Annotated in this window: 15 protein-coding genes; 8 read left to right on the top strand and 7 right to left on the bottom strand. The window is 72.4% G+C overall.

The genetic code is table 11. From position 1 onward, the window contains the following. Window positions 1-186 precede the first annotated feature (186 nt). Both thiC and AWX74_RS42710 read right to left on the bottom strand, forming a co-directional pair. Window positions 187-2,082 (bottom strand): phosphomethylpyrimidine synthase ThiC, encoded by a 1,896-nt coding sequence (thiC, locus tag AWX74_RS31710; RefSeq protein WP_479724504.1) that lies wholly within the window; start codon window positions 2,080-2,082, stop codon window positions 187-189. Between the two features lie 38 nt (window positions 2,083-2,120). After that, the gene (locus AWX74_RS42710; RefSeq protein WP_423212984.1) at window positions 2,121-3,203 is read right to left on the bottom strand and encodes a hypothetical protein; all 1,083 of its coding nucleotides are present in this window, start codon (window positions 3,201-3,203) and stop codon (window positions 2,121-2,123) included. 298 nt (window positions 3,204-3,501) lie between these two features. On the opposite strand from AWX74_RS42710, the gene AWX74_RS31700 reads away from it, so the two are divergent. After that, on the top strand, window positions 3,502-4,386 hold the full coding sequence (locus AWX74_RS31700) for a L,D-transpeptidase family protein (protein WP_091284270.1): 885 nt from the start codon (window positions 3,502-3,504) through the stop codon (window positions 4,384-4,386). A gap of 179 nt (window positions 4,387-4,565) precedes the next feature. Here the strand turns inward: AWX74_RS31700 and gnd are convergent, their stop codons facing one another. After that, window positions 4,566-5,582 carry a phosphogluconate dehydrogenase (NAD(+)-dependent, decarboxylating) gene (gene gnd, locus AWX74_RS31695; protein ID WP_091284269.1) on the bottom strand — a complete coding sequence of 339 codons (1,017 nt, stop codon included), beginning with the start codon at window positions 5,580-5,582 and terminating at the stop codon, window positions 4,566-4,568. 273 nt (window positions 5,583-5,855) lie between these two features. Here gnd and AWX74_RS31690 point away from each other — a divergent pair, with 273 nt between their 5' ends. Further along, complete coding sequence (locus AWX74_RS31690) at window positions 5,856-7,355, top strand: dihydrolipoyl dehydrogenase family protein (RefSeq protein ID WP_091284267.1); 1,500 nt, start codon at window positions 5,856-5,858, stop codon at window positions 7,353-7,355. A 44-nt stretch (window positions 7,356-7,399) separates the two neighbouring features. Here the strand turns inward: AWX74_RS31690 and AWX74_RS40335 are convergent, their stop codons facing one another. Both AWX74_RS40335 and AWX74_RS31685 read right to left on the bottom strand, forming a co-directional pair. After that, window positions 7,400-7,543, bottom strand: coding sequence for a GPGG-motif small membrane protein (locus AWX74_RS40335; RefSeq protein ID WP_165615870.1), 144 nt, complete (start codon window positions 7,541-7,543; stop codon window positions 7,400-7,402). 114 nt (window positions 7,544-7,657) lie between these two features. Further along, complete coding sequence (locus AWX74_RS31685) at window positions 7,658-9,460, bottom strand: glycerol-3-phosphate dehydrogenase/oxidase (RefSeq protein WP_091284266.1); 1,803 nt, start codon at window positions 9,458-9,460, stop codon at window positions 7,658-7,660. A 655-nt stretch (window positions 9,461-10,115) separates the two neighbouring features. Between AWX74_RS31685 and AWX74_RS31680 the strand changes: the two genes are divergently transcribed. Next, the gene (locus AWX74_RS31680) at window positions 10,116-11,288 is read left to right on the top strand and encodes an acyl-CoA dehydrogenase family protein (RefSeq protein ID WP_054564530.1); all 1,173 of its coding nucleotides are present in this window, start codon (window positions 10,116-10,118) and stop codon (window positions 11,286-11,288) included. 24 nt (window positions 11,289-11,312) lie between these two features. Then, on the top strand, window positions 11,313-12,551 hold the full coding sequence (locus tag AWX74_RS31675; RefSeq protein ID WP_091284264.1) for an acyl-CoA dehydrogenase family protein: 1,239 nt from the start codon (window positions 11,313-11,315) through the stop codon (window positions 12,549-12,551). A 116-nt stretch (window positions 12,552-12,667) separates the two neighbouring features. Here AWX74_RS31675 and AWX74_RS31670 read toward each other — a convergent pair whose 3' ends face one another. Further along, window positions 12,668-14,314: a glycerol-3-phosphate dehydrogenase/oxidase gene (locus tag AWX74_RS31670; protein ID WP_091284262.1), complete on the bottom strand. Its 1,647-nt coding sequence runs from the start codon at window positions 14,312-14,314 to the stop codon at window positions 12,668-12,670. Beyond that, window positions 14,311-15,051: a TetR/AcrR family transcriptional regulator gene (locus tag AWX74_RS31665; protein ID WP_091284260.1), complete on the bottom strand. Its 741-nt coding sequence runs from the start codon at window positions 15,049-15,051 to the stop codon at window positions 14,311-14,313. Before AWX74_RS31665 ends, AWX74_RS31670 begins: the two co-directional genes overlap by 4 nt. A gap of 152 nt (window positions 15,052-15,203) precedes the next feature. On the opposite strand from AWX74_RS31665, the gene AWX74_RS31660 reads away from it, so the two are divergent. The 4 genes from AWX74_RS31660 to AWX74_RS31645 all read left to right on the top strand — a co-directional run bounded on the left by AWX74_RS31660 (window position 15,204) and on the right by AWX74_RS31645 (window position 20,192). Beyond that, entirely contained in the window at window positions 15,204-16,913 is a 1,710-nt protein-coding gene (locus tag AWX74_RS31660; RefSeq protein WP_091284258.1) for an FAD-binding oxidoreductase, read from the top strand. 103 nt (window positions 16,914-17,016) lie between these two features. After that, window positions 17,017-17,424 (top strand): hypothetical protein, encoded by a 408-nt coding sequence (locus AWX74_RS39210; protein ID WP_131799591.1) that lies wholly within the window; start codon window positions 17,017-17,019, stop codon window positions 17,422-17,424. A 46-nt stretch (window positions 17,425-17,470) separates the two neighbouring features. Then, on the top strand, window positions 17,471-18,274 hold the full coding sequence (locus AWX74_RS31650) for an SDR family NAD(P)-dependent oxidoreductase (RefSeq protein WP_091284255.1): 804 nt from the start codon (window positions 17,471-17,473) through the stop codon (window positions 18,272-18,274). A gap of 358 nt (window positions 18,275-18,632) precedes the next feature. Next, window positions 18,633-20,192 carry an LmeA family phospholipid-binding protein gene (locus tag AWX74_RS31645; RefSeq protein WP_091284253.1) on the top strand — a complete coding sequence of 520 codons (1,560 nt, stop codon included), beginning with the start codon at window positions 18,633-18,635 and terminating at the stop codon, window positions 20,190-20,192. The last annotated feature ends 217 nt before the right edge of the window (window positions 20,193-20,409 follow it).

Raw genomic sequence — 20,409 nt, 5'->3', positions numbered from 1 at the left:
AAGAAGTGACAATTTTGGCTGCGGCAGCAACCGAAATCGGCACTTCTTGCGGATTGTCGAATGGCTTTTGCGTCCCGTTTTTACCGACTGGCGTGGATTGTTGGCGTGGGTGAAACGCGAACCGGCCGCCGCCCCGATGGGGGCGACGGCCGGTTGGGAAACCTCAGGGGTCAGCAGCCTGAGGGATCAGGTCGCCTGCTGGTCGGCGAGCGGCAGGTAGATGCGGGAGCCCTGCTCGGCGAACTCCCGGGACTTCTCCGCGAGCCCGGCCTGCACGGCCTCCTCGGTCTCGAGGCCGTGCTCGGCGGCGTACTTGCGGACGTCCTGGGTGATGCGCATCGAGCAGAAGTGCGGGCCGCACATGGAGCAGAAGTGCGCGGCCTTCGCCGGCGCCGCCGGGAGTGTCTCGTCGTGGTACTCCCGGGCGGTCTCCGGGTCCAGCGAGAGGTTGAACTGGTCGTCCCAGCGGAAGTCGAACCGGGCGTCGGAGAGAGCGTCGTCCCAGGCCTGCGCGCCTGGGTGCCCCTTCGCCAGGTCCGCCGCGTGGGCGGCGATCTTGTAGGCGATGACGCCGGCCTTGACGTCCTCGCGGTCCGGCAGGCCGAGGTGCTCCTTGGGGGTCACGTAGCAGAGCATCGCCGTGCCGTACCAGCCGATCATCGCCGCGCCGATCGCGGAGGTGATGTGGTCGTAGCCGGGTGCGATGTCGGTGGTGAGCGGACCGAGCGTGTAGAAGGGCGCGTCGTGGCACAGCTCGGCCTGCAGGTCCATGTTTTCTTTGATCTTGTGCATCGGGACGTGGCCCGGGCCCTCGATCATCACCTGGACGTCGTGCTCCCAGGCCACCTGGGTCAGCTCGCCCAGCGTGGCCAGCTCCGCGAGCTGCGCGGTGTCGTTCGCGTCGGCGATCGACCCGGGGCGCAGCCCGTCACCGAGGGAGAAGGTGACGTCGTAGGCGCGCAGGATCTCGCAGAGCTCGGCGAAGTTCGTGTAGAGGAAGTTCTCCTGGTGGTGGGCGAGGCACCACGCGGCCAGGATCGAGCCGCCCCGCGACACGATGCCGGTCTTGCGCTTCGCGGTCATCGGCACATACCGCAGCAGCACGCCGGCATGGACCGTCATGTAGTCCACACCCTGCTCGGCCTGCTCGATGACGGTGTCGCGGTAGACCTCCCAGGTGAGTTCCTCGGCCTTGCCGCCGACCTTCTCCAGCGCCTGGTAGATCGGGACGGTACCGATCGGGACGGGCGAGTTGCGGATGATCCACTCGCGGGTGGTGTGGATGTTCCTGCCCGTCGACAGGTCCATCACGGTGTCGGCGCCCCACCTGGTCGCCCACACCATCTTCTCGACCTCCTCCTCGATGGACGAGGCGACGGCCGAGTTGCCGATGTTCGCGTTGATCTTCACCAGGAGGTTGCGGCCGATGGCCATCGGCTCGCTCTCCGGATGGTTCACGTTCGCCGGCAGGACCGCCCGCCCGGCGGCGATCTCGTCCCGCACCAGCTCCGGCGCCAGGCCTTCCCGAAGCGCCACGAACTCCATCTCCGGGGTGATCTCCCCCCGCCGGGCGTAGGCGAGCTGTGTCACCGCCTGGCCGGCGAGTGCCCGCCGCGGCGCGCGTGCGGAACCGATGAACAGGTCGGCCTCGGGTGCGCTCGTCCTGCTGCGCCCGTCATCGGCGGGCTGGACGGCCCGACCTGTGATCTCCTCGGTGTCTTCACGGTCGATGATCCAGCTGGACCGCAGTGCCTGCAGGCCCCGCCGCACATCCACCCCGGCGCCCGGGTCGGTGTACGGCCCGGAGGTGTCGTAGAGGACGAGGCTGTCTCCGGTGCTCAGCGCGACCTCGCGCATGGGCACCTGAAGGTCGGGCCGGGAACCGGTCAGATAGGTCTTGCGGCTGCCGGGGAACGGTCGGGCCAGAATCCCGTCCGCCTCGGCGCCGACAGGGCCGGGGGTGGGGGCGGGGGCGGGAACCGCGGCCGTTGGCCGCTGGGACGCAAGCCCCGACTCGGAAGAAATCGGTGCATTGTCGGACGAAGCGGACTCAGCTTGCGCGGGCTGGATGGGACGCACCACCTTTGATCACTCCCTACGCCGGAATTACCCGGACAGGTTCAGGCGGTCGGCGGCACCGGCTGTTGCCTGGCCGCCCTCTCAGCCTCCCAGGGTGGAAGCTCCCGCATCTGCCTCGACGCTACGGCAGGCGCCACCCCTTCGCCACCCCCTTGGTCATCTTCGCCAAGTTCGTCACGTACCGGTTCGTGCCATTCGCCGGACGGCACGGCGCGGTCGGCACAGGCATGGGGCCCAGCGGCGGGACGGATCGGAGCGCGCTCCCGCAACGCCGCCCCGACCAGGGCGGCAACCTCCTCCGGGGTCTCCCACAGATGTTCGGTAGGCACAGTAAGGACCACTTTCGTGGTCGAAAGCACCCGGGCTGGGCCGGGTCTGCCGACGCGCACAAGCACCCGCCAGGGCCGATACCAGACGTCGAGCCGGCCGGTGGGAAGGTCGGGGGAGCCGACGGCCACTGTCTGCCCGGTGGGCAGCGAGAAGGCGATCTCGATCTGCCGGTAGAGGCGGGACAGCAGTTTCGGGGTGCGGCGGCTCTGATCGTCGAGAGTCTCGCCGATCAGGGTGCGCCGGATGATCGGCCCGCGGCGCGCCAGCGCCCGCCGCATCGCCTCGACGGTGACGAAACCCTGGCCCAGGGCATCGACGACCACGGTGCGGGCCGCGCCACGGTCGCCGGACCACTCGGCCAGGTCGACCACGGAACGGGCCGGCACGGTGCGGGGTGGCAGCCGGGCGCGGTGCACGTCCGCCGGGGTGAGCCGGGCCGTGCGGCGGAAGGCCACGCCGGGCACCGGCGCGTTACGGCGCTCGGGTGGAACCAGCACCGTGACGACCTCGTCGTCGTGGTCGACCAGACCGTCCAGCTCGGCGGCGGTGGCCCCACCGAGCACCGCTCCCTGGCCGCCCGCGAGCAGGCCGGCCCAGGCTCGCTGGACCAGGGCCGGCCCGGCTGCCGTCGTGATCAGGACTCCGGGCGCGGGCTGCCGCCACGTGCCGGCGGTGACCCGCGCCCGGATGTCGGCCCGGGTGAGACCGGCGCCGATCGCGTCGCGCTCGCTGATGACACCTGACTGGAGGTCGGCGATCTCCTGCCAGGGGAGTCGGCCGGGACGGGCTGTCATACCCAGACAATGGGCATTGTCCATCCATTGTGTCCATGGTGGGTTGCCGGCCTGTGGAAAACTACTCCTGGACTGGCTCCAAGCTCCTATTCCGTAAACGCATACAACGATTCGGTCGGGCCAGGTCGGGAGCGGTGCGAGGGCCGGTGTCGCGGGCCCGTATCGTGTGCGACCGACACCTGCGCGAAATTGTGGGTGTGTTGCCGCGCGGCAGTCTGCTTGCACGTGTGATGGTGGTGTCCAGTGCGGGGCGTGGAGGTGGCCGGAGACGCGCGGCTTCGGCCCGGAGGTCGGAGGAATGTCGACACACCGAAGGTCCGGCCGGTCCTTGGGCCGCCGGGGAGGAGGCGGGGGCGGCGGTCGCGTGCCCGCGCAGTCGATTGCGATCGGTTTGGCCGCGGTCAGTGCGACACTGGTGGTCGGTGCCGCCGGCGCGATACATGTGGTCGACTCCGGAGCGGATCCGGAGATTTCGGCGGCGGCCGCCCGCAGTGAGGTGCCGTCGGCCAGTCCGGCCCCGGCAGCTTACGGAGCATCCGGCCTCAAGGAAGAGGGCACGATCGGGGACATGGCAGGCGGCGCGATACCAGGTGTGGGAGATCTGATGATGTCACGGATCCCCTCATCCACCCGGCAGGCCATCGTCGTCACCGGAGCGGACGAATCCGCGACGGTGAACCAGGTCATGCTCTGGCAGCGCACCGACGAGGATTCGCCCTGGGCGCCTGTCGGCGCCCAGATCGCGGGTCGCAACGGTGCCAACGGATGGACGCGCGATCACGTCGAGGGTGATCTGCGTAGTCCCATCGGCGTCTTCAGTCTCACCGCGGCGGGGGGGCGTTACCCGGACCCCGGCACGGCGCTGCCCTATGAGTACCGTCCGTCCTTCTACCAGGCCGGCAGCTATGACGGTGACCCGATGGGCGAGGCGTTCAACTACGTCGTGGCGATCGACTACAACCGGCTGCCGGGCCATCCGCCGTCGGATCCGACCCGCCCGCTTGGCGACTCGGCCGGGGGCGACATCTGGCTGCATGTGGACCACAACACGCCCACGCGGGGCTGCGTCAGCCTCCCGCAGGCCTCGATGGAGACGGTGCTCCACTGGTTGACACCGAGCAGCCATCCAATGATCATCATGGGTGACCGGACGAGCGTCGAGGCCTCTCCCGACGTGCGGTGAGCACACGCCCTGCCGCCCGCGAGGGCCCCGCACCGTGTCGACAATTCACGCTAATGGGGCCAAAAGGGGTGGCGGGGTCCCTGGTGACCCGCAAGAAGTGAGGATTTCGGTTGCTGCCGCAGCCATAATCCTCACTCCTTGCGTCGGCAGCACCAGCACCAGCACCAGCCGCAGCTCGGCTACGCCTTCTTCTCGGCGTGGCCGCCGAACTGCTTGCGCATGGCCGAGAGCAGTTTGTCCGCGTACAGCGACTCGCCCCGGGAGCTGAACCGCTCGTACAGCGACGCCGTCAGCACATGCGCCGGGACACCCTCCTCGACGGCGGCGAGCACCGTCCAACGGCCCTCGCCGGAGTCCGAGACCCGCCCACTGAAGGCGGCCAGCTCCGGGTCCTCGACCAGCGCGGTCGCGGTCAGGTCCAGCAGCCAGGAGCTGACCACGCTGCCGCGCCGCCACACCTCGGCGACCGCGGGGAGGTCGAAGTCGAACTGGTAGTACTCCGGATGGGCCAGCGGTGTGGTCTCCGCGTCGTGCTGGCCGGCCTGTGACCGGCCGATGCCGGCCTTCTCCAGAATGCCCATGCCTTCGGCGAAGGCCGCCATCATGCCGTACTCGATGCCGTTGTGGATCATCTTGACGAAGTGGCCTGCCCCGTTCGGGCCACAATGCAGATAGCCCTTCTCGGCCTGGGTGACCTCACCCGACCGCCCTGGCGTCCGCGGCGCGGTTTCCACGCCCGGCGCGATCGTCTCGAACAGAGGCTCGAGCCGGGAGAAGATCTGCGGCTCTCCGCCGATCATGAGGCAGAAGCCGCGCTCCAGGCCGAACACGCCGCCGGACGTGCCGACGTCCATGTAGTGCACGCCGCCCTCGGCGAGCTTCGCGGCCCGGTCGATGTCGTCCCGGTAGTAGGAGTTGCCGCCGTCGATGATCACGTCGTCGGCTTCGAAGTGCTCGGCGAGGTCGAAAACGGTCTGGCCGGTCAGGCCGGCGGGCACCATCACCCACGCCGCCCGCGGGGTGCGCAGCGCCCCCGCGAGGTCCGCGAGTGAGTGCACGCCGACGGCGCCCTCGGCGGCGAGCGCCTTCACCGCTTCCGGATTCACGTCGTAGACCACACATTCGTGCCCGTCGCGCATAAGCCGGCGAACGAGGTTCGCGCCCATCCGGCCGAGTCCGATCATTGCGAGCTGCATGTGAACTCCCGGTGGTCCTGCACGGACCGGTCGAAGGTGAGGTCCTCACCCACCATCCTGCCGTTGGCCTCGGGGCACGACAGCGCGGCCTCGGTCACTGTTGGTGCATCGTGCGCCGCGTGCCGGACCGGCGGGGCGCCGGAGGGTGAGAGGGTGGGTCGCAACGGTCGCGTGCGACGGGCCGAAGGCGCCGCGGTGCTCGCACGCCTTGCCGGCTGCACGCCTTGCCGGCTGCACACCATGCAGGTCGCGCGCGACGAGGAGGGCGTACTCATGAGCAGAGGCGACGTGCCCGGGCCGGAAGATCCCGCCGGTGCCACGAGCCAGCCCGACGTCGTGGTGATCGGGGGCGGTCCGGCGGGTGAGGTCGTCGCGGGGCGGTGCGCCGAGGCTGGGCTGTCGGTGGTGGTCGTCGAGCGGGAGCGGGTCGGCGGCGAGTGCTCCTACTGGGGGTGCATACCCAGCAAGACGCTCATCCGTCCGGGCGAGGTCCTCGCCGCGGCCCAGGTCGCGCCCGGTGCGGCTGGCGCAGCCGGTGCGGGTGGCGTACCCGGCCGGGTTGACGCGGCTGCGGCGTTCGCCCGCCGGGACGAGATGGTCGGGGGCTACTCCGACGAGGGCCAGCTGCCGTGGCTGCGTGACCGGGGCGTGGCGGTCGTGCGGGGGATCGGCCGGCTGGCCGGTGAGCGCACCGTGGTGGTCCGTGCGGCCGACGGCGCCGAACGGACGCTGCGCCCCAACCGTGCGGTCGTGCTGGCGACGGGGACGAGGGCGACGATGCCGCCGATCCCGGGCCTGGCCGAGGCCGAGCCGTGGGACAACCGCACGGCGACCGGTGCGCGGGCGGTGCCCCGCCGGCTGGCCGTGCTCGGCGGTGGAGCGGTCGGCTCCGAGCTGGCACAGGCGTTCCGCCGGCTCGGCAGCGAGGAGGTGACCGTCATCGAGGGCGGCCCGCGACTGCTGGCGCACGAGGAGCCGTTCGCGGGCGACGAGGTGCGCGCGGCCTTCGAGGCGGAGGGCATCGTCGTGCACACCGGCCGCCGGGTGGTCACGGTCCGGCGGGACCGGTCCACGCAGGGGTCCGCCCGCGGGCCGGTCGTGGTGGGGCTGGACGAGGCCGGCGACCCCCGCCAGATCGTGGCGGACGAGCTGCTGGTCGCCGTCGGCCGCACGCCGGCCACGGCCGACCTCGGTCTCGAGGCGGTGGGCCTGTCCACCGCGCCGCACGGTTTCGTCGAGGTCGACGAGCAGCTGCGGGTCCGGGGTGTCGAGGGGGGCTGGCTCTACGCCACGGGTGACGTGAACGGGCGCGCGCTGCTCACCCACATGGGCAAGTACCAGGCACGGGTCGCGGCCGACGTCATCAGCGGCCGGGTCGATCCGGCGGGCCGGCCGGCCGCGGACCGGTGCGATTCCGCCGTGATCCCCCGCGTGACCTTCACCGACCCGCAGGTCAGCGCGGTCGGGCTGACCGAGCAGGCCGCGCGTGCCGCCGGCCTCGACGTGCGGGCGGTTGCCGTCCCGACCGGGTCGGTGGCCGGTTCGTCCGTTCGGGGAACGGACGCCGTCGGCACCTGCCAGCTCGTGGTGGATGTCGCCCGGCGGGTGCTGGTCGGCGCCACGTTCGTCGGCCATGACACGCAGGAGCTCGTGCACGGCGCGACCATCGCCATCGTCGGGGCCGTCACGCTGGAGGACCTGTGGCACGCGGTGCCGTCCTTCCCGACGGTGAGCGAGGTCTGGCTCCGCCTCCTGGAGGCCTACGGCCTCTGACCAGCCGGTGGCGCCGCGACCACCGCGGTCGCCCAAGCCGGAGATCAGGTGAACACCGAGACCCCGCCCGGACCGACGAGGAGACCGACCACGATAAGCACAATCCCGTAAAGGATTGCGCCACGGACGAGAGAGACGATGCCTCCGACGACGAGGACCACGGCGATCAGCCAAAGAATGAATTCCATGGTCTTCTTGTTCCGATACAAACGGCAACAAAACCCCGCGCCCTGGTCGGATCGGTCTCAGGCCGGACCCGGCGGCCGGACCGGGAACCGGTCAGGCCCGCGGTGAGCGTCCGGTCAGGCGGGAGCGGCGGCGCCGTGGCCCTCCCGCAGGTCGCGGCGGACGATCGGGCGTGGCTCCGGGGCGTCCAGCCGGGCGGCGTCGGCGGTCTCGTCGTCGGGCTGGCGCTGGGACGCGAGCTCGGCGGCGACCCGCGCCCGGTAGAGCTCGATCTCCCGCGTCGTCGTCTCGGTGTTCCAGCCGAGCACCGGCGCGATGAGCTCCGCCACGAACGGAGCGGCTTCCAGCCCGCGGTCGGCGGTCTCGATCGAGATGCGGGTCCGCCGGGTCAGGACGTCCTCGAGGTGCAGCGCGCCCTCGTGCGATGCGGCGTAGACGGCCTCCGCGGCGAGGTAGGACGGAGCCCCGGGCAGCGGCTGCCCGAGCTCGGTGCGGGCCGCGACCAGCTCCAGCACCTCCTCGACGAGGGTGCCGTACCGGTGCAGCAGGTGCTCCACCCGGGCGACGTGCAGCCCGACCGTGCGGGCGAGCCGTTCCCGGGCGTTCCACAGCGCCGGGTAGCCGTCCGCGCCGAGTAGCGGGATCCGTTCCGTGCACGACGGCGCGACGGTGTGGTTCAGGGCCGCGACCGCCGCGTCGACGGCGTCCGCGGCCATCACCCGGTAGGTCGTGTACTTGCCGCCGGCGACCATCGTCAGGCCCGGAACCGGGCTGATCACGGCGTGCTCCCGCGACAGCTGGGCGGTCTCGTCGGACTCGCCGGCGAGCAGCGGCCGTAGACCCGCGTAGACGCCGATGATGTCGTCGGTCGTCAGCGGCGTGCGCAGCACCCGGTTCACGGTGTCCAGCAGGTAGGTGATGTCCGCGCTGGTGGCCGAGGGATGGGCGAGGTCGAGGTTCCAGTCGGTGTCGGTGGTGCCGATGATCCAGTGGCTGCCCCACGGGATCACGAAGAGCACACTCTTCTCGGTGCGCAGGATGAGCCCGGTGGAGCCGTGGACGCGGTCGCGCGGCACCACGATGTGCACACCCTTGGAAGCCCGGACCGACAGCCGCCCACGGCCACCGACCATCGCCTGGATGTCGTCCGTCCACACGCCGGTCGCGTTGATCGTCGTGGCGGCGCGCACCTCGAGGTCGACACCGTTCTCCAGGTCCCGCACCCGGACGCCGGCCACCCGCTCGCCCTCCCGGACCAGCCCGGTGACCTGGGCGCTGGTGGCGACCAGCGCGCCGTACCGGGCCGCCGTGCGGGCGACGAACATCGTGTGCCGGGCGTCGTCGACCTGGCCGTCCCAGTACTGGATGGCGCCGACCAGCGCGTCCGGCCGCAGCGAGGGGAACTCGCGCAGGGCGGCCTTGCGGGTCAGGTGCCGGTGCAGGGGGACGCCACCGCTGCGGGGGGCACCGGCGTCCCCGCCCGTTCGGGGGGCGAGGGGGGCGATGCGGCCCAGCCCCTGCCCCAGGGTGTCGTAGAGCAGGACACCGCTGCCGATGTAGGCGCGTTCCCATCCGTGGTGGGTCAGCGGGAGCAGGAAGGGAATTGCCCGGACGAGGTGCGGCGCCAGGGTCTCCAGCAGCAGCGAGCGTTCCCGCAGCGCCTCGCGGACGAGCGCGCCGTTGAGCTGCTCCAGGTAGCGCAGCCCGCCGTGGATCAGCTTGCTGGACCGGCTGGACGTCCCGGCGGCGAGATCCCTGGCCTCCAGCAGCGCGACTGACAGGCCGCGAGAGGCGGCGTCGAGCGCCACCCCGGCCCCGGTGACACCGCCACCGATCACGACGACGTCCAGCGGCTCGGCGCGCATCCGCCGCAGCGCTGCTGCCCGGTTCGCCGGGTCGAGGCGTGCGGTACCGGTCATCGTTTGTTGATCCCCCTTCGACCGTGCCTCAGGTGCCCTGGTCTGTGCTTCCTGGTGCCCTGGTTCCTGGTGTGTCTGCGGGTGTCCGGTCGGTGCGTGTTCTGCTGCCGCGTGCCCTGCTGGCGCGTGCTCCGTCGGTGCGTGCCCGGCCGGCGGGTCGGCGATGCTCACGTGCGGGAACGCGGACCGGGCGGCGGCGAGCGGGCACCCACCCATCGTGCCGGCAGTTGGTGCACACCGCTCACGCTGCGGTGAACATCAGGTGGAGATCGGGTACCTGCCCGGTTGCCGCCTGTCACGTCAGGTTGTCCGTCTCCATGATGCCCAGCGGGTCCCTGCCCGAGAGTTCCGATAAGTGATGAATATGTGAAATGTGGCCTGCCCTACAGGGCCCGCAGGGCTCACAGGACATGCCCGGCGTGCATCCGTCCGTGCCGGGGCGCGGTGAAGCCCGTGCGTCTGTGGGCACCGCCGTCCGGTCATGGCTTCGCGACCACCGGATTGGTCGTATCGCGCGGATGATCTCGCGCACGGCACGCGGGGGCCCCCGATGGGGGATGCTTGGGCGCGAATCGTTACCGATCTAGTCGTGCGCCGTCGGGGTACCTCCTCTCGGGACGGCCCGGTACGGCCCGATCCGAAAGGAGGCGGCGGCATGGACCTGACCTTCAGTGCCAAGGAGGAGGAGTTCCGCGCGGATCTCCGTGGCTGGCTCGCGGACAACATCCCCGCCGCGTGGAGCCGTCCCGGCTTCTGGGCAGGTGTGCCCGAGGACGAGGGCTTCGAGATGCGCCGTGACTGGGAGCAGCGCAAGTTCGACGCCGGGTTCGCCGGCATCGACTGGCCGACCGAGTACGGCGGCCGCGGCGGAACCCCCGGCATGAAGGCGATCTACGACGAGGAGACGGCGAGCGCCCGGGCACCGTCGACCGTCAACGCGCTCGGCCTCGCGTTCCTCGCGCCGACCATCATGGCGATCGGGACGGACGAGCAGAAACGCGAGATCATCCGGCCGCTGCTGCGCAGCGAGGTCATCTGGTGCCAGGGCTTCTCCGAGCCGGACGCCGGCTCCGACCTGGCCTCGCTGCGCACGGCCGGGGTGGCCGACGGCCCCGAGATCATCGTCAACGGCCAGAAGGTCTGGACAACGAACGCGAGCCACGGCGACCGGATCTTCACCCTGGTGCGCACGGAGGCCGGCAGCCAGCGCCACCGCGGCCTGTCGATGCTGCTCATCGACATGCACCAGGAGGGCGTCGAGGTCAGGCCGCTGCGTCAGATGAGCGGAGCGACCGAGTTCGGCGAGGTGTTCTTCACCAATGCCCGGGTGCCCGCCACCGAGTGCCTGGGCGGTCTCGGTAACGGGTGGGCCACCGCGATGCTGCTGCTCTCCTTCGAACGGGGAGCGTCCGGGATTCTGCAGTACACGTCGTTCCGGCGTTCCTACGACGAGATCGTGCGGGCCGCCCGGGCGCTGGGCCGGGACTCCGACCCGGTGCTGCGCCAGGAGCTCGGCCGGCGGATGGTCGAGCTGGAGTGCCTGCGCTACCACGCCATGGACGTCCTGACCAAGGTGGAGCAGGGCGTCGACCTCGGCTCCGAGTCGTCGATGACGAAGCTGCAGTGGTCCGAGACGTACCAGGACCTGTTCGAGACCTTCGACGACCTGCTCGGTTCGGATGTGGCCATCGACGCGCCGCTGGCGGACCTCGACGTGACCGCATTGCAGGCCGAGGGGTTCTGGAGCAGGTCCGTGACGATCTGGGGCGGTTCGTCCCAGGTGCAGCGCAACATCGTCGCCGAGCGGGTGCTCGGCCTGCCCCGTTGAGCCCGTTCCGGAAGGATCACTGAAGTGTTCTTCGCGCTTACTGACGAGCAACGAGCGCTGGGCGACACCGTCCGGGACTTCCTGGCGGACCGCTTCGGCCTGACCGCCGTCCGGGCGGTCTTCGAGGACGCCGCCGGTGACGGGCACCCGCCGGAGCTGTGGAAGGCGGTCGGGGAGCAGGGCTGGCTCGCCGTCTGCGTTCCCGAGAGCTTCGACGGGCTCGGGCTCGGCATCCTCGACGCCCAGGTGGTGGCCAGGGCACTTGGCGCCGGTGTCGCGCCCGGACCGTGGCTGCCGACGGTGCTGGCGGCGGAGGCCGTCCGACTGGCCGGTTCGGACGCGCAGCGCGCCGAGCTGCTGCCGCGCCTCGCCTCCGGCGAGCTGGTGGCGACGGTCGCCCTGCGCGGGCCGGGCCGGGCCTATGACGCCAGTGGCGTCGCGGTGACGGCCAGCGTCCCGGAAGGGGAGTCCGCGCCGTCCGCCGGCACCGGCACCGGTGCCGGTGCCGACGCCGACGCCGTTGCGGAGGCCGGCCTGCTCACCGGCACCGCGTCGCCGGTCGAGTACCTGGAGGTGGCGGGCCTGGTCGTCGTCGCCGCGACCGAGCCGGGGCGGGTGGCGGCCACCTCCGCCACATCCGGCACCGGCGCTGGGGCCGACGTCGGGTCTGCTGTCGGCCTCTACCTGGTTGACCCGGGAGCACCGGGGGTGACTGTCACGCCGCTGACCAGCTACGACGGGACCACCCGGCTCGCCACCCTGGCCCTGGACGGGGTGCGGGCGCGCCGGCTGCCCGGGTCGTCGACCGCGGTTCTCGACGATCTCCTCCGCCGCGGCGCGGTGCTCACCGCGGCCGACCTCGCCGGGATCGCCCGTGAGGCGCTCACCAGGACCGTGCGCTACGACCAGGAACGGATCCAGTTCGGGCGGGCCGTCGGCTCGTTCCAGGCGCTCAAGCACCAGCTCGCGGATCTGCACGTCGCCGTGACGATGGCCGAGCACGCGGTGATGTACGCCGCGTACGCGATCGACGCGGAGCTGCCCGACCTGCTGCTGGCGGTCGCCGTGGCGAAGGCGAAGGCGAGCCAGGCGGCGCGCGACGCGACCAGCACGATGATCCAGTTCCACGGTGGCATCGGCTACACCTGGGAGCACGACGCGCACTTCTTCTACAAGCGGGCGCGCCGGCTGTACGGGGCGTTCGGCGACCCGACGGCGCACCTTGAGCGCGTCGCGGCGCTGACCGTCGACACGGTGGTCTGACCACGCTGGTCTGACCACGGTCCGCCGACCACGGTCCGCTGACCGCTGACCGCGCCTGACCGCCCGGACAGGTGACCTGACCGGCGGCAGGCGGCTCAGGCGGCGGTGCGGGCGGCTCAGCTGGTGTGGGCGGCGCGGTAGGACAGGGCGTCCCTGGCCGCGTCGAGCGCGGCCGCCCGATCGGCGGGCACGAGCCCGATGCGGGTCCGCCGATCGAGCAGGTCACCCTCGTCGAGGGCGCCCTCGTGAAGTACGGCGAAGACCAGCTCGGCGCGGGTGACGTCCACCCCGGCGGTGATCGGCTCGAGCAGCCGCGGGTCGTGCCGGGCCAGTTCCAGCACGGCCGGCGCCTGGGTGCCGTAGCGGGCGACCAGCCGGCGTGGGGCCGGCACGCTGGCGAGCGTGCGGCGGGAGGCCGCGCCCACCAGCGGGAGCCGGCCCGTCCGACAGGGGCCGGCGTCCAGGCTGGCCTGGGCGACCGCGGCGTCCACCGCGTCCTCGGCCATCCTCCGGTAGGTCGTCAGCTTGCCGCCGACGACGGTGATCATTCGGTTGGACCCGACGTGGACGGTGTGCCGGCGGGACAGGTCTGCCGTGCGCCCGTCCGGTCCGTCCAGCAGTGGCCGCAGGCCGGCGAACACCCCCAGCAGGTCGGCACGATCCACCGGGGTGGCCAGAACCCCGGAGACCACGTTCAGCAGCTGGGTGATCTCCTGGTGGTCCGGCACGGGCAGCTCGGTGACCTCGTCGGTCGGCACGTCGGTCAGACCCACGTACACCCGGCCGTCACCCTGCGGCAGGACCAGCGCGTACCGGTTGCGCTCGCCGGGAATCGGCACCGACAGCGCGGTGGGGGTGCCGCCGAAGACCGCCGCGGGCAGCACCAGGTGGGTCCCTCGGCTGGGCCGCAGCCGGATCTCCGGCGCCAGGCCCGGCGCCCAGACCCCGGTCGCGTTCACCACGGCACGGGCCCGTAGCCGGCAGTGCCGCCCGGTGAGGGTGTCGAGTGCCTGGACGGCGATCGGGGCGGGCCCGAGACCACCGCCGGAGCGCACGCCCGCTCCCGTTGCCGTCCTGGTGCCCGTTCCCCTGTCTGTGTCCGGGCCCGTGCCCGCGTCGTCCCGCACCGTGAGGACCCGGACCCGGGTGAGGATCCGGGCGCCGAACGCCGCCGCCGTCCGGGCGATCGTGACGACCAGCCGGGCGTCGTCGACGAGCTGCCCGTCCCAGTAGAGAAGCCCACCGCGAAGCCCCGCCTCGCGCAGGCCGGGGACCATGCCCAGCGTCTCGACCGCGGACAGCCGCCGCGGCGGCGGAAGCACCGTGCTCGGCGTCCGGACGCCGCGGCGCAGCAGATCGCCGAAGCCCAGGCCCGCGCGGGTGACCAGCGCCGAGGTGGCCGGGACGTCCGGGGTGAGCGGCAGCACGATCGGCAGCGGATGCACCAGGTGCGGCGCGGTGCGGCGCATGAGGATCTCGCGCTCGGCCGCGCTCTCCCGTGCCAGCCGCAGGTCGCCGGAGGCGAGATAGCGCAGCCCGCCGTGCACCAGCTTCGAGCTCCACCGGCTCGTGCCGAAAGCGAGATCACGGGCCTCGACCAGGGCGACGGACAGCCCCCGCGAAGCCGCGTCGAGCGCCACCCCGACGCCGGTCACGCCGCCGCCGACGACGAGGAGGTCGACGACCTCACCGCCCGCCAGCTCGGCCAGCTCGCGGGTGCGGCGCTCGGCGGTCAGCGACGCGCGTTCGAGAAGACCGGTCATTTCTGCGCTCCAGGGTGCTCGCGATGCTCGGCCGGCCGGCTCCCGCCTGGCGGGGGGCTCTCGACGACCGGAGGAGGACCTTCCGGTGGTGACAGATATCCGTCCAACATCAGGTACAGCTCGTGCGCCAGGGCCTCCCTGGCCACCTCGTCGCCCAGCGCGCCCGCGGAGAGAACGTACGACTGCGTCGCCAACAGCACCATCCGCGCCTGGGCCGCCGGGTCACCGGCCCGCACGGCGCCGACCGCCCGCGCCGCGGCGAGGCGCTCACGGAGCAGGTCGAGCACGAGCAGCTGGGTCGTGCCCAGCCGTTCCAGGATGTAGGGCGCCAGCAGTTCGCCGTCCGTGGCACAGATCCGCAGGAACAGCGGATTGGACTGGAAGGCCTGCGCGGTCGCGACCAGGGAACGCACCAGCTCGGCGCGCGTCGCGGCCGGATCGGTGCCGGCCGTGCCGTCGCCGGCTGCCATCGCCCCCGGCACCACGATCCGAGCCCATTCACGGGTCATCACGTCACGGACCAGCGAGCGCAGGTCGGGCCAGCGGCGGTAGAGCGTCATCCGGCTGACGCCGGCCTGCCGGGCGACCTCGGCGAGGGTAGTCCGGCGCACCCCGATGGTCATCAACAACGCCGCCGCGGCGTCGAGGACGACATCGTCGGGAACGGCTGACGTCGCGGGGCGCTGGGCGGCGGCAGGTGCGGCGGTGCCGGGGGGTGGGTGGGTCGGTCCATCCATCGGTCCTGCTCCTCCCCCGCCGCTGTGCCGGTCCGCCGTGTTGAGGGTGCTCCCGAAGCGATCGTATGTGACACTGTGCCGTCAGGTGTCACAGTGTATCGACGGCGCCGTCTCGATCCAGGCAGAGCGGACGAGCGGGCACGGGAGCGCAGATGACGTCCGAGTCGGGGGAGCACAGCGACGCGCCGGGCGGCGATCCGGTCTGGTGGGGCTGGGGGGCGGCCGAGGCACACCATCCACTGCCCGCCGCCGTCCGCGATCTGCTCGCCGCACTCGGCATCGCGGCACGCCCGAGCCCGCCGGTGGACCTCGCGGACGTCATCCTCGCCCCGGCGCGGCTCCCGGTCGAGGTGCTGATCGAACTGCGTGCCGTCGTGGGCGCCGACCATGTGCTGGAGGACCGCGAGGCACGGGTGCGCCACTGCCGGGGGCGCTCCACCGTCGACCTGCTGCGGCTACGCGCCGGCGACGCCTCGGACGCGCCGGATGTCGTGGTCGTCCCCGCCGATCACGCCCAGGTCCTGGCCGTGCTGCGGATCTGCTCCCACCACCGGGTGATCGTCGTCCCGTTCGGCGGTGGGACGTCCGTCGTCGGCGGGCTGGTGCCGAGCACACCGACCGGGACGTCGCCGGCCGATGTACCGGCGGATGCCCACATCGGTGTCGTGGCTCTTGACCTGCGCCGTCTCGACAGCGTGCGCGAGGTCGATCCCGTGTCGGGCACGGCGGTACTGGGCGCGGGGCTGCGCGGGCCGGCCGCGGAGGCGCTGCTGGCCGAGCACGGGCTCACCCTCGGGCATGTCCCCCAGTCCTGGGAGTACGCCACGATCGGCGGCTTCGCCGCGACCCGCTCCAGCGGCCAGGCCTCGGCCGGCTACGGCCGGTTCGACCAGCTCGTCACCGGTCTTCGGGTGGCGACCCCGGTGGGCACCTGGGAGCCGGGGCGGGTGCCCGCCTCGGCCGCCGGGCCCGATCTGCGCCAGCTCGCGCTGGGCTCCGAAGGGGCCTTCGGGGTGATCACCGAGGTCAGGGTCCGGGTGCGGCCACTGCCGCGGCGCCGCCGGTTCGAGGGCTGGCGGGTGGCGAACCTGGCCGCCGGGCTGGATCTGCTGCGCGAGCTGGCCCAACGGGACCTGCTGCCCACGGTCTGCCGGCTCTCCGACGAGGTGGAGACCGCCGCCGGCCTGGCCAACGCCGTCACCGCCGGGACGGACGTGACCGTCCCGGCGACGTCGGCGGTGACCCCCACCTCGCTGCCCGTGATCGCCGGCTGCTACCTGCTGACCGGCTACGAGGGGGGCGACGCGGACGTGACCGAGCGAGCCACCGCCGTCGGGACGGTGATCACCGCCGCGGGTGGCCTGCCGCTGGGCGAGGGAGTAGGGCAGGACTGGCTCGCCGGCCGATTCCACGCGCCCTACCTGCGCGACGCGCTGCTCGACGAGGGCATCCTCGCCGAGACGTTGGAGACCGCGGCCTACTGGCGGGACGTGGCGCGCCTGTACGCGGCCGTCGGCCGGGCGGTGACCGACGCCATCGAGTCCGACGGGTCACCGGCCGTCGTGCTGTGCCATGTCTCGCACGTCTACCCGGCTGGAGCATCGCTGTACTTCACGATCGTCTGCGCCCAGGGACCCGACCCGATCTCCCGCTGGAGCCGGGCGAAGCAGGCCGCCGGAGACGCGATCATGGCGAACGGCGGGACGATCACCCATCACCACGCGGTCGGGACGGAGCACCGGCCCTGGGTGCGGGCCGAGATCGGGGACGTGGGCGTCACGGTGCTGCGCGCGGTGAAGGCCGCGCTGGACCCGGCCGGCATCCTCAACCCGGGCATTCTGCTTCCGCCGCAGGCCGAGTAGCGCCGCGCCGCAGGCCGAGTAGCGCCCTGGGTGCCGTTCACTCCTCGGTGCCGACCTTCGCCGCCGGGAGTGACGTACCTGGTACCAGGGGTACATAGGCCGGGTGAGGACATTCGCCGCCGTCATTGTGGCGCTGCTGCTGATCTCCATGGTGGTCGGCCTGGTGCTGACCGCGCTCCTGATCGCCTACCGCAAGGCCGCACCCACCCGAGCCAGGAACGCGGCGGCCCGGCAGGCGGCCGCGGAGGCGGCCACCGCCACCGCCGCGACCACCGCCCGCGGCAGACGTGGCCGCTCCGCGGCCGGCGCCCGGCCGGTCGAGCGCAGGGGCGGCGATGGTCGCGGCCGGGTGCCGCGGCGCCGCCGGCTGCTCACCCAGGGGCTGCGCGCCGGGCGTCGCACGGTCGGCCGAAGCCGCTCCAGGACCCGTGCCCGCCGTGCCGGTCGCGTCGAGGACGCAGGCCGGAGGGACCGCGTGAGCACCGGATCGGGGCCCCGACCGGGCGAATGAGGGACATCGCGCCACGGCCCCCGTCGGCGCCCGTCAGGATGGCTGCATGGACAACGGCGCGGTCACGATGGATGCCGCGGACGGCAGCGCGACCGGGACTGCGGTAGGCGCTGCCGAGGCCGCGACCGGGACCGGGGCGGCGACAGGCGCCGGGGCGACCCGAGGGCTGGTCGTCGTCGGCCCGGGTGCCGCGTTCGGAACGGCGCTGCTGCGCAGGTTCGCCGGTGAGGGCTTCGCGCTCGGGGTGATCTCACGTTCGTCCGACACCATCTCCCGGGTGAGCGCCGAACTGGGCGAAGCGGGGCATCCGATCGCCGGCGCCGTCGCCGACGTCACCGACCAACGTGCGTTCTCGGTGGCGGTCAGCCGGCTCGCGGCGGAGATCGGTGGCCTCAACGTCCTCGTCTACAACGCGAAGCTGAGTATCCGGGGGACGGCCTTCTCGGTGCGGGCCGACTCCATGAACCAGACACTCGCGGTGAACGTGACCGGGGCGCTGATGTCCGTGCAGATCGCCGCGCCGCTGATGGCGGACCGGCCGGGAGCGACCATCATGCTCACGGTCGCGGGCCCGCGCAGCGAGCCGGCGGCGGGCCGGTTCGCGCTCGCGGTCGGCAAGGCAGGCGTCGCGGCGATGGGCGAGTCGATGGCGCCGCTGCTCGCGGCACAGGGCATCCGTCTGCGCACCGTCGTCATCGACGGCCGGGTCGGGCCCGCCGGACCGCTGCTGCCCGACGCCGTCGCGGATCATTTCTTCGACGCGTTCGCCGCGCCTGGGGGCACCGCGTTCCGGCTCGCGCCGGCGGCGCGGCGGCGGCGAGCCAACACCCAGCTGCCCCTCGAGGTCTGAGCCCGCCCCAAGCTGCCCTGTCTCGACGCTGCCCTGCCTCAACGCTGCCCTGCCTCGACGCTGCCCGCGCCACTCCGCCCGCTCTGCCCATCACCCGCTGTCAGCGGATTGGGCGGCTTGTCACAAAGTCTCGGGACGGTGCGTGACTGGTGTGCCGGCGGGTCGGAAATCCGACACGGGCGAGACACAGATGATCGCACCCGACTTCACTGTCCGCCCCTTCCACGTGCGACCATCCTTTGATGGGCCGACGGATTGGACGCCGGTTGGCGGGTCGGACGCTCTTCGACATGACCGACTGTGACACGGCGGCGCCATGCCGGGGGGCCCGGTGCGGCGCGGAGCGGGAGATGTTCCGGTGAACCACGGCCGCGGCGACGACGACGCGCAGGACCCTGCGGACGTCACCCATGTCATGCCTCCCGGCGGGCCCGCCGGGAGCGAGCACGGAACCCGGCCGACCCAGGACGTGCAGCGTCGGGCGCGGCCCGGTGCTCCCTCGGCGCCCCCGCCGCCCGCCGCCTCCTTCCGGCCCGCGGGCCCGCCGCCGCCCGCGGACGCGTTCCGCCCCGGCCGCCCGGTGCGCCCCGCGGACGAGGGCGATCAGGACGACCCGGCCGGCGGCGCGACCCAGGTGCTCGGCGACGCGGTGCTCGGGGACGCGGTGCTCGGCGACGCGGTGCCCGGCGACGCGACCACGGTGGTCAGGCGGGGGAGTGTCCCGCGGGCCGCCGGTGGCCGGCCGGCGGCCCCCGAGCAGTCCGGGCCGCATGCCCAGCCTGGCCTCGCTCCGCCGGGTCTCGGCTATGACCGCCGGCCCGCCCCGGGGTACAACCAGCCCGCTCCGGGTCAGAGCCAGCCGGGTCCGGGCTACGACTGGTCGGCGCCGACGCCGGCTCCCGACCGGGCCACGACGTCGTTCGAGCGCCCGGGGCCCGGTTACGACCGGCCCGCGCACACCGGCGGTAGCTACACCGACAGCGGCGGCCATGTCCGGCCGGTTCCCGGCGGCGGTGGGTTCGGTGAGGCGGGTCGTGGTCCCGCGGAGGCCGACGTGCTGGCCGGGGGCCTGAGCGCCGAGCAGCCGCCCGGGGGGCCGGGTGGAGGTTCCGGTGGCGACCCGGGAAGAGGTGGCCAGGGCGACGGTGCGGCGGCCGGGCCGCCCGCCCGTCGCAAACGGCGTCGTGGCCGCGTTCTCACGCTCGTCGTCGTGGTCCTGCTGGTGCTCTTCGTCGTGGCGGACCGGGTGGCGGTCGCGATCGCCAAGGACCAGATGGAAAAGCAGATCGCCGAAAGCGTCGCGGCGAGCCTGGAGCCGGGTGACACCCAGCCGACGGTGCGGAAGGTCTCGATCGGCGGGTTCCCGTTCCTCACCCAGGTGCTGTTCGGCAAGTTCACCAACATCGGTGTGACGATCGACGGAATTCCGACGCCCGGTCCGCGGATATCATCCGTCAACGCGAATCTGAAGGGTCTTCATGTCCCCTTCAAGGACGCGATCTCGGACAACATCGGAGAGGTCCCGGTGGACGATGTCCGGGCGACGGTCCGGATCAGTTATGACGACCTGAACACGTACCTGGCGAAGCAGGATCCACCCACCAAGGTCACGCCGGTCGACGGTGGCAAGAAGGTGGAGATCTCGGCGAGTGTCGCGGGCCAGCAGGTCGGCGGTGTGACCACCTTCCAGGTCGACGAGAACAAGCTCACCCTCATTCCGTCCGAGATCAAGGTGCTTGGGTTCGAGATCCCGCTGCCGGGCGGCGTCTCCATTGATTCGATACCCATCCCGATCGCGGGGCTGCCGTTCGACCTGAACATCGTCCAGGCATCGACGGGGGCGGACGGGCTGTCACTGACCGCAACCGCGAAGGACGTCACGCTCCCGGCGGCTCCCGAGTCGACCGGCGGCAAATGAGACACGCGGCGTGGTCGATCTGGGTGGATCATCCGATTTGGTCCCCCTTTCGGGGGTGCGGATGAGCGTCCGCCGGGACCGCGACGGCGGCCTGGGCTCACCGCGGCGAGCCCAGGCGGCGCCGACGCGGGCCTCCCGACGGCCGGTGCGATCGGCCGCCCGGCCCCTCGGTCGGGCGCGTACGGTAGCGGGTCAGATCGGCGACAGAAGTAGCTTC

Source organism: Parafrankia irregularis (genome assembly GCF_001536285.1).
Lineage (GTDB): Bacteria > Actinomycetota > Actinomycetes > Frankiales > Frankiaceae > Parafrankia > Parafrankia irregularis.
This window is presented reverse-complemented; position numbering and strand designations above follow the sequence as displayed.